The organism is Sphingomonas ginkgonis, assembly GCF_003970925.1.
Lineage (GTDB): Bacteria > Pseudomonadota > Alphaproteobacteria > Sphingomonadales > Sphingomonadaceae > Sphingomicrobium > Sphingomicrobium ginkgonis.
Genome location: NZ_RWJF01000001.1, coordinates 225,970 through 235,000, shown reverse-complemented (window position 1 = coordinate 235,000; position 9,031 = coordinate 225,970). Strand labels below are relative to the sequence as shown.

General features: G+C 69.6%; 8 protein-coding genes (1 of these 8 cut by a window edge). 6 read left to right on the top strand and 2 right to left on the bottom strand.

The annotated features are described in order from the left end of the window. On the top strand, nucleotides 1–361 hold the 3' end of the coding sequence (locus HMF7854_RS01170) for a transporter (protein ID WP_126717436.1). Its footprint begins 401 nt before the window's first position; the window shows 361 of its 762 coding nt (coding positions 402–762); the start codon falls outside the window, past its left edge; it ends in the stop codon at nucleotides 359–361. 35 nt (nucleotides 362–396) lie between these two features. Further along, nucleotides 397–1,167, top strand: coding sequence for an exodeoxyribonuclease III (gene xth / locus HMF7854_RS01165; protein WP_126717435.1), 771 nt, complete (start codon nucleotides 397–399; stop codon nucleotides 1,165–1,167). Here the strand turns inward: xth and HMF7854_RS01160 are convergent. Further along, nucleotides 1,164–3,419 (bottom strand): putative bifunctional diguanylate cyclase/phosphodiesterase, encoded by a 2,256-nt coding sequence (locus tag HMF7854_RS01160; RefSeq protein ID WP_126717434.1) that lies wholly within the window; start codon nucleotides 3,417–3,419, stop codon nucleotides 1,164–1,166. The genes xth and HMF7854_RS01160 overlap by 4 nt on opposite strands. Before the next feature lie 8 nt (nucleotides 3,420–3,427). Between HMF7854_RS01160 and HMF7854_RS01155 the strand changes: the two genes are divergently transcribed. Both HMF7854_RS01155 and HMF7854_RS01150 read left to right on the top strand, forming a co-directional pair. Continuing rightward, complete coding sequence (locus tag HMF7854_RS01155) at nucleotides 3,428–4,540, top strand: ATP-dependent DNA ligase (protein WP_239016785.1); 1,113 nt, start codon at nucleotides 3,428–3,430, stop codon at nucleotides 4,538–4,540. Next, complete coding sequence (locus HMF7854_RS01150; protein ID WP_126717433.1) at nucleotides 4,540–5,121, top strand: alpha-ketoglutarate-dependent dioxygenase AlkB; 582 nt, start codon at nucleotides 4,540–4,542, stop codon at nucleotides 5,119–5,121. The genes HMF7854_RS01155 and HMF7854_RS01150 overlap by 1 nt, the downstream gene beginning before the upstream one ends. Here HMF7854_RS01150 and HMF7854_RS01145 read toward each other — a convergent pair. Then, a complete protein-coding gene (locus HMF7854_RS01145) occupies nucleotides 5,118–5,999 on the bottom strand; it encodes an arginase family protein (RefSeq protein ID WP_185829112.1) in 882 nt (293 codons plus the stop codon). The two genes, HMF7854_RS01150 and HMF7854_RS01145, sit on opposite strands and share 4 nt — an antisense overlap. A gap of 36 nt (nucleotides 6,000–6,035) precedes the next feature. Here HMF7854_RS01145 and hutI point away from each other — a divergent pair, with 36 nt between their 5' ends. Then, nucleotides 6,036–7,241, top strand: coding sequence for an imidazolonepropionase (gene hutI / locus HMF7854_RS01140; RefSeq protein ID WP_126717431.1), 1,206 nt, complete (start codon nucleotides 6,036–6,038; stop codon nucleotides 7,239–7,241). Further along, on the top strand, nucleotides 7,238–8,896 hold the full coding sequence (hutU, locus tag HMF7854_RS01135; RefSeq protein ID WP_126719989.1) for a urocanate hydratase: 1,659 nt from the start codon (nucleotides 7,238–7,240) through the stop codon (nucleotides 8,894–8,896). The genes hutI and hutU overlap by 4 nt, the downstream gene beginning before the upstream one ends. The last annotated feature ends 135 nt before the right edge of the window (nucleotides 8,897–9,031 follow it).

Here is a 9,031-nt window from a genome sequence, read left to right as displayed (position 1 = left end):
CGACGGCAAGGTCGAGGAAGGGGTGATCGCCCCCGTGTCGCTCAATCTCCCGAACGACGGGTCTCTTGCCTTCACGCCCGAGATCGACCGCCTCGCCAACCAGGACAGCAACGGCTTTCATGCGGCCGTCTCCGCCTCGCTGGCGCTCAACTATCCCTTGAGCAAGTCGCTCACCGGGACACTCGAGGGCTGGGCCGAGCGCGAGTGGGATCCATCCGGCTCCAAGCACCAGGCTTCCGCCGACCTGGGGCTCGCCTGGCAGGCCAGCGACGACCTCCAGTTCGACGCCGCCACCTTCCTCGGCCTGACTCGCGACACGCCCGACGTTCAGGTTTCGATCGGCGTATCTCGCCGCTTCTGACGGGACCCGCCGCGGGCCCGAGCGTTTGTCCGCCCATGCGCATCGCCACCTACAATGTGAACGGGGTCAACGGCCGCTTGCCGGTGCTGGTTGACTGGCTCGAGACCACGACCCCCGACATCGTCTGCCTCCAGGAGCTGAAGGCGCCTGACGAGCGCTTCCCGATCGCGGCGATCCAGGCTGCGGGCTACGACGCGATCTGGCACGGGCAGAAGAGTTGGAACGGCGTGGCGATCCTCGCGCGCGGCACCACCCCGGTGGAGACGAGGCGCCGGCTCGCCGGCGACCCCGACGACAGCCACAGCCGCTACCTCGAGGCGGCGGTCAACGGGCTGCTGGTCGGCTGCCTCTACCTCCCCAACGGCAATCCCCTCCCCGGGCCCAAGTTCGACTACAAGCTGCGCTGGATCGAACGGTTCGAGGCGCTCGCGGCCGAGCTGTTCCCGCTCGACGAGCCGGTGATTCTCGCCGGCGACTACAACATCATCCCGACCGACGCCGACGTCTACAAGCCCGAGCGCTGGACCGACGACGCGCTGTTCGCGCCCGAGGTGAGAGAAGCGTTCGCCCGGCTCACCGGTGCCGGCTGGACCGACGCGCTCCGCACGATCCACCCCGACGAGCGGGTGTTCACCTTCTGGGATTATTTCCGCAATGCCTATACGCGCGATGCCGGCCTCCGGATCGATCACCTGCTGCTCAATCGCGCCGCCGCCGGTCGGCTCAGGAACGCCGGCGTGGACAGAAGCGCGCGGGCGCTGCCGAAGACCAGCGACCATGCGCCGGTGTGGATCGACCTCGGCTAGGCGGCGCGAGGCAGGCGCAGCCGACGGCGCAGTTCCTCCGCGCTGACCGGGTGTCCGAACAAATAGCCCTGGAACTCGTCGCAGCCCGCGGCGCGGAGCAGCGCCAGCTGCTGCTTGGTTTCGACCCCTTCCGCGGTCACCGACAGGCCCAGCGCATGGCCGAGCGCGATGATCGAAGTGATCAGAGTGATGCTCTCCGGCTCGCGGCCGAGGTCGGCGACGAAGCTGCGGTCGATCTTCATGCCCTCCAGCTGCAGCGTGCGGAGATGGTCGAGGCTGGAATAGCCGGTGCCGAAATCGTCGAGGGTGAAGCGTACGCCCAGCCGGCTCAGTTCGCGAACCGTGTAAGCGACCATCGTCTTGTCCTCGAGCAACGCGGTCTCGGTAATCTCCAGCCGGAGTCGCTGCGGAGGGAGGCCGCTCTCCGCCAGCACGTCGCGCACCAGCTTGGCATAGTGGGGCGTCCGAAGCTCCTGCGGCGAGACATTTACCGCCAGTACCAGCTCGTGCCAGCCGGACGCTTCGCGGCAGGCCTGGCGAAGCACCAGCGCGTCGAGTTCGGACACGATGCCCGCCTCCTCGGCGATGGTGATGAACAGGCTTGGCTCGACCGGCCGCCCGTCGGGCCGGGTCCAGCGCGCCAGCGCCTCGACCCCGGCGATGCGCCCGGTGACGCGGCAGACTTGGGGCTGGTAGACGATGTTGAAACAGTCATCGCGGATCGCGTTGCGCAGCTCCAGCTCGAGCTGCTGCCGCTCCTGCAGCGCGGCGTCCATCGCCGAATCGAAGATCACCATGCGGTTCCGCCCGAGCGACTTGGCCCGGTACAGCGCGAGATCCGCCTTGCGCATCAGCTCGCCCGGCTGCCGGCCATGGAAGGGCGCGAGCGCGATCCCGACCGAGCCGGCCAGGGTCACCGGCTTGCCCATTATCTGATAGGGTTCGCGGAGCGCAATAAGGATGTTCCGGCCGATGCGCTCGGCCTCGTCGGCGGAGCCGGTCAGCAGGACCACGAACTCGTCCCCGCCGAAGCGCGCGACCACTCCCTCGCCGACCGCCGTCCGCAGTCTGGCGGCGGTATGGCGGATGACCCGGTCGCCCTCGGCATGGCCCCACAGATCGTTGACCTGCTTAAAGCGGTCGAGATCGATGAACATCAAGGCGATCGGTTCGTCGTGCGCGAGATGGTCTGCCAGCCGCCGGGTCAGCAGGCGGCGGTTGGGCAGGCGGGTCAGCTCGTCGTGGTTGGCCTCGAAGCGGCTGACCAGCAGGTTGCCGGTAGCGCGGCGGACATGGCGCACCCCGAGCACCGCCACGAGGATGAACAGCGCCATCAATACCGCCAGCAGCGGCAAGGCGCTGAGCATCAGGTCGCGCCCGCGGCCATCGCGATGCCAGCGGAGCTCGAGCCGGTCGCCGCCGGACAATCCGGCGACGGGCAGGACGAAATGCCCCTCGGCCTCTCGATAGGGCTCGCTGACCCGCTGCAGGTGAAGCGGCTTCACCAGCAGCCCCGCGGAAAGCTGGTGGAGCAGGGCCGGATCGATCCGGTGAACCGCGACCAGCATCATGTAGCCGTCCACCGGCTGCGCAACCCGACCGAAGTCGGGCAGGATCGGGGTCGCGATCACGTAGGAGGGCTGGCCGTCCACCATCATCAGCCGGCTGTCGGCGAGGTTTGAGCCCGCGCTCACGGCAAAGCCCGAAGAGGATGGCCGGCGCTCATCGGCCAGCCGGTCGCTCCGGGCCCGAGCCGAGCGGAGCAGGTCGGCCAGACGCGGCTCGAGCGCATGATAGCGGCGCGCCGGTGCGGGCCTGCCGTTCTCGAAGGCGAGCCATAGCTGGCCGCGGCCGTCGACCAGGAAACTCTGATCGACCCCGTAGAACTGGGCGAGCCACTGGCCGATATTGTCCTCGGCCCAGGCCCGATCACGCCGGATGGCCGTCCGCTCGACCGCTTCGTCCCAGAAGGTCACGCTGGCGAGGTCGGCGCGAAGCTCGCCCAGCCGGCGCGCGAACCCGTTCTCGACCTGCTGGCGCTCGCGCTCGTAGCCGAGCCGCATCGATTGATTATAGCCGACCAGCATCACGCAGGTGAGCAGCGCGAGGGCGGCCGCGATGATGCTGCCGATGCCGACGAGGATGCTGTTCACCCGCAGGCTGGGATCAGCGCACAGCGCCTCCTGCTCGGAGTCACTGATCTGGATGCCGCAGCGAGGGCGCTCGGCGCAGGCGGGTGCGGCATGGGTCATCGGGCGCGATGCTCGACCGGACCGCTTACCAGCGCTTTCCCTCAGCGTCCGATTCGGACCTGATCACCGGACACGCTGGCGGCGTCGGGCGTTGGCTGGCGATGGAAAATGCCCCGCTCGCGCCGATGGAAGCCTTGCTCGCCGAGCAGATCCCGACGGGTGACGAGTGGCGCTTTGAACCAAAATGGGATGGCTTCCGCTGTCTCGCGGTGCGGTCCGGCGACCAGGTCTGGCTCTGGTCGAAGTCCGGCAAGCCGCTCGGCCGCTACTTTCCGGAGATGGTCGAGCTGTTCGGCCGCCTCGCCGCCGACGCGTTCGTGCTCGACGGCGAACTGGTGATCCAGACCGCCGAAGGGCTGAGCTTCGACGCGCTCCAGATGCGGCTTCATCCGGCGGAATCCCGCGTGCGGAAGCTGGCGGCAGAAACCCCTTCGATGTTCGTCGCCTTCGACCTGCTGGAGCTCGGTGGCCGCTCCCTCGCGAACGAACCGCTGGACGCCCGTCGCCATGCGCTCGAGCAGATGCTGGCGAGCGAGGACGAGCCCGCCCTGCTGCTCTCGCCGGTCACGACCGACCGCGACCTGGCGCTGGAGTGGCTGCACCGCTCGGGCGCCGCGCTCGACGGCGTGATCGCCAAGCGCTCCGACCAGCCCTACACGCCGGGCGAGCGGACGATGGTCAAGGTCAAGCAGCGGCGCACCGCCGACTGCGTCGTCGGCGGCTTCCGCTACGACCGCAAGGGCGAGGAGATGGCCTCGCTCCTGCTCGGCTTGCATGACGCGAGCGGTCAGCTCCACCATGTCGGCTATTGCTCCTCAATCCCCAATCACGACAAGCCGGGCTGGACCGCCGAGCTCCGCTCCATCGCTGGCGGCGAAGGATTCGGCGGCGGCAAGCCGGGCGGCCCGAGCCGCTGGGCGACCGAGCGCTCGACCGAGTGGACGCCGGTCCGCCCCGAGATCGTTGTCGAGGTGCTCTACGACCAGGTGACCGCCGGCCGCTTTCGTCACGGGACAAAGCTGCTCCGCCGCCGCCCCGACAAGGCACCGTCGCAATGCACGATGGAGCAGCTCCGCCACCCGCTCACCCCGGCCGAGCTGGGTCAGCTGCTCAAGCGCTGATGGCCGACCTGTTCGGCGAGCCGGAGCGGATCCCGGGGCTGAAGCTCGCCGACGAGTTCATCAGCCGTGTCGACGAAACCGCGCTGCTTGAACGTCTCGCTGAGGTCGCGACCAGCCCGTTTCAGTTCCAGCAATATACCGGCAAGCGGCAGGTGAAGACATACGGCTGGCGCTACGACTTCACGGACGCGAGCTTCGCCGAGGTGGAGCCGATCCCGGACTGGCTCCTCCCGCTGCGCGATCGTGCCGCCGCCTTCGCCGGTCTTGAGCCGGGCGAGATCGTCCACTGCCTGATCAACCGCTACGATCCCGGCGCGGGGATCGGCTGGCACCGCGACCGGCCCTTCTTCGAGCAGGTGGTCGGCGTGTCGCTCGGGTCGGCGGCGGTGCTCGCCTTACGCCAGCGCACCGCCGACGGCTTCCGCCGGGTCAAGGTCCCGCTCGAGCCACGCAGCGCCTATCTCCTTTCGGGCGAGGTCCGCCACGAATGGGAGCATGGCATCGCTGAGCACCGGGCGCTGCGCTGGTCGATCACCTTCCGCAGCCTGTCCGCGAAGGGACGGCGCCGGGCCGGGCGCTAGCGGGTTTCGAACCCCGCCAGGCACTCCGCCAGCCAGCGTGCCGCGGTCAGCGCGCTGAGATCCGACGGGTCGAGCATTGGGTCCCACTCAACCAGGTCGACGATCCGTACCCGCGGTTCCGCCGCCAGCTGCCGGACCGCCGCGAAGAAGTCGTGCACCGCCATCCCGCCCGGCCGTGCACCCGGTGCGCCGGGGAGCTGGCCGCGATCGATCACGTCGATGTCGCAGTCGACAACGATCGCCTCAACATGGCCGAGCCAGCCGAGCGCCCGCTCGACCGCCCGCGCGATCCCGCCCGACCCGATTTCGCCGATGGTGACGACAAGGTTGCCCGCGGCGAGCGCATCCTCGTGCATCGCGCGGCTGTTGGCGAACGGCGCGAGGCCCAGCTGCGCGATGTTGCGCCCGGGCAGGCCGTCGCCGAGCAGCGCGCGCACCGGATTGCCGTTGCTCAGCCCCGGCCCGAGCTCGCGCATGTCGAAATGAGCATCGAGCGTGACCAGCCCGACCCGCTCGAGCGGCAGCCCGAGCGCATGCACCGCCGGGCGGGTCACGGCATTGTTGCCGCCCGCCACCAGCGTCAGCGGCCGCTGCAGGGCGCTCGCCGCGATCGCGTTGCGGATCGGGGTCGAGGCGTCCTCGATGCTCATCCCCGAGATCTCCAAGTCGCCATGGTCGGCGATTCGAGTCGCGATCTCCCGTCCGGTCTCGACGTCGTAGGTGGCGATGCGCTTCAGAGTCGCGCGGAGCAGTTCCGGCGCCCGGTCGCACCCGCCGGGCGTCACCGATCCGGCGCCGAGCGGAACGCCGACCAGCCCCACTGCCGTCGTTTCGTCGGGCGCGGCGATCAGCTCCGCGAGGTTGGGCCAGCTGCTCATTGCCTTGCGCCCTAGCAGCGTGCCACAGACCGCGCCATGTGGGATCGCCTGCTCACCGACTGCCATGTCGCGACGATGGTGCCGCGTCCGGGCGATCCGCTCGGATTGATCATGAACGCCGCGGTTGCGATCGCCGACGGCAAGATCGTCCGGATCGGCAAGCGGACCGAGCTCGCCGGCTACCGCTCGGCCGAGGTGGTGCCGCTTGGCGGCGCCTGGGTCACCCCGGGGCTGATCGACTGCCACACCCATCTCGTCTTCGGCGGCACCCGCGCCGAGGAACATGCGCTTCGCCGCGCCGGCGCCAGCTATGAGGAGATCGCCGCGGCCGGCGGCGGGATCGCCTCGACCGTCGCGATGACCCAGGCCGCGAGCGCGGGCGAGCTGCTTGAGAGCGGGCGGCGGCGGCTTCGGGCCCTGATGGCGGGCGGCTGCACCACGGTCGAGATCAAGTCGGGCTACGGCTATGACGCCGCGAGCGAGATCCGGTTGCTGAACACGGTGCGGGCGCTCGGGCGCGACGAGCCGGTGCGGCTCATGCCGACTTTGCTTGCGCTTCACGCGCTGCCGCAGGGTGCCGACCGTGACGCCTTCGTCGACACGATGATCGACGAGACGCTGCCCGCGGTCGCCCGGCTCGGCCTCGCCACCGCCGTCGACGGCTTCTGCGAGAGCATCGGCTTCTCGCTGGCCGAGATCGAGCGGCTGTTCGAGGCCGCCGAGAACAACAGCCTGCGGGTCAAGCTTCACGCCGAGCAGCTCAGCAATCGCGGCGGCGCCCGCCTTGCCGCCCGATTCGGGGCGCTGTCGGCCGATCATCTCGAGCACCTCGACAGCGAGGGCGCCGACGCCATGGCGCGAGCCGACACGGTCGCGGTGTTGCTCCCCGGCGCCTTCTACTGCCTGCAGGAAACGGTCCGGCCGCCGGTCCAGCTGCTGCGCGACCATGGGGTGACGATGGCGGTCGCCACCGACTGCAATCCCGGCACCTCGCCGCTCCTCAACCCGCAGCTCGCGATGAACATGGCGTGCACCCTGTTCGGTCTCACGCCCGAAGAAGCGCTGGCCGGGACGACGGTGAATGCCGCCAGGGCGCTGGGGATCGATGGCGAAGTGGGCACGCTGGCGCCTGGCAAGCAGGCCGACCTGTGCGTCTGGCGGATCGAAAGCCTGGCCGAGCTCGCCTACTGGATCGGGCTGCCGGGGCCGGAGCGGCGCATCTTTGGGGGACAGGATTGCTGAACGACCGACGCGACAACAGCCGCCGCATCCGCGCCCGCCGCGGGTCCGAGATCAAGGCGAAAAGCTGGCTCACCGAGGCCGCCGTCCGGATGCTCCAGAACAATCTCGACGACGAGGTCGCCGAGGATCCGCAGAGCCTCGTCGTCTATGGCGGGATCGGCCGAGCCGCACGCAACTGGGCGGCCTACGACAAGATCGTCGAGACGCTCGAGCGGCTGGAGGCGGATCAGACCCTGCTCGTCCAGTCGGGCAAGCCGGTCGGCGTCTTCCGTACCCACCCCGATGCGCCCCGGGTCCTGCTCGCCAACTCCAACCTCGTGCCCAAGTGGGCGAACTGGGAGGTGTTCAACCAGCTCGATCGCGCCGGGCTCATGATGTACGGCCAGATGACCGCCGGCTCGTGGATCTACATCGGCAGCCAGGGCATCGTTCAGGGCACCTACGAGACCTTCGCCGAGATGGGCCGCCAGCATTATGGCGGCGATCTTCGCGGCCGCTGGATCCTCACCGCGGGCCTCGGTGGAATGGGCGGCGCGCAGCCGCTCGCGGCGGTCATGGCCGGCGCCCACTGCATCGCGGTCGAATGCCAGGAAAGCCGGATCGAGAAGCGGCTCGAGACCCGCTACCTCGATCGCCGCGCGTCGAGCATCGACGAGGCGCTCGACATCCTCCGCGCCGCCACGGAGCCGACCAGCGTCGGCCTGCTCGGCAACGCCGCCGAGATCCTGCCCGAGATGGTCGCGCGCGGGATTCGACCCGACGCCGTGACCGACCAGACCAGCGCCCACGACCCTGCCAACGGCTATTGCCCGGCCGGCTGGAGCGTCGCCAAGTGGCAGGACATGCGCGAGCGTGATCCGCAGGCCGTGGCCGAGGTCGCGCGCCACTCCATGGCCCGCCATGTCGAGGCGATGCTCGCCTTCAAGGCGATGGGCGTGCCCACGTTCGACTATGGCAACAACATCCGCCAGGAAGCCAAGGACGACGGGGTCGCCAACGCGTTCGACTTCCCCGGCTTCGTCCCCGCCTATGTCCGGCCGCTGTTCTGCCGCGGGATCGGTCCGTTCCGCTGGGCCGCACTGTCGGGCGACCCGGAGGACATCTATCGCACCGACCAGCGGGTCAAGGAGTTGATCCCCGACGATCCGCACCTTCACCGCTGGCTCGACATGGCGCGCGAGCGGATCGCCTTCCAAGGGCTGCCGGCGCGGATCTGCTGGGTCGGCCTCGGCCAGCGCCACCGCCTCGGCCTCGCCTTAAACGAGATGGTGAGGAACGGCGAGGTCTCGGCCCCGATCGTCATCGGCCGCGACCATCTCGACAGCGGCAGCGTCGCCAGCCCCAACCGCGAGACCGAAGCGATGCGGGACGGCAGCGACGCCGTCAGCGACTGGCCGCTCCTCAATGCCCTCCTCAACACCGCCAGCGGCGCGACCTGGGTGTCGCTCCACCACGGCGGCGGCGTCGGCATGGGCTATTCGCAGCACGCCGGGATGGTGATCGTCGCCGACGGCACCGACGATGCGGCGCGACGGCTGGAGCGGGTCCTGTGGAACGACCCCGCCACCGGCGTCATGCGCCATGCCGACGCGGGCTACGAGGAAGCGGCGGACTGCGCGCGCGAGCAGGGGCTCGACCTTCCGATGCTGGGGTAAGCTCCGGCGCACGTTCGCTCGCCCGTTGCGAGCGTCTCCCGGTGGCGTATCATGGGGTATGCGGAGGATCCTCCTTCACCTGCTGGCAATCGGCTGCTGCACCCCGTCTGCGGCGATCGCCCAAGCCGCGACTCC

Bases quoted from the DNA above. Each gene is read 5' to 3' on its own strand.
- hutI (WP_126717431.1), top strand. From the start codon at position 6,036: ATGTGGGATCGCCTGCTCACCGACTGCCATGTCGCGACGATGGTGCCG.
- xth (WP_126717435.1), top strand. From the start codon at position 397: ATGCGCATCGCCACCTACAATGTGAACGGGGTCAACGGCCGCTTGCCG.
- HMF7854_RS01160 (WP_126717434.1), bottom strand. From the start codon at position 3,419: ATGACCCATGCCGCACCCGCCTGCGCCGAGCGCCCTCGCTGCGGCATC.
- HMF7854_RS01155 (WP_239016785.1), top strand. From the start codon at position 3,428: ATGCTCGACCGGACCGCTTACCAGCGCTTTCCCTCAGCGTCCGATTCG.
- HMF7854_RS01145 (WP_185829112.1), bottom strand. From the start codon at position 5,999: ATGAGCAGCTGGCCCAACCTCGCGGAGCTGATCGCCGCGCCCGACGAA.
- HMF7854_RS01150 (WP_126717433.1), top strand. From the start codon at position 4,540: ATGGCCGACCTGTTCGGCGAGCCGGAGCGGATCCCGGGGCTGAAGCTC.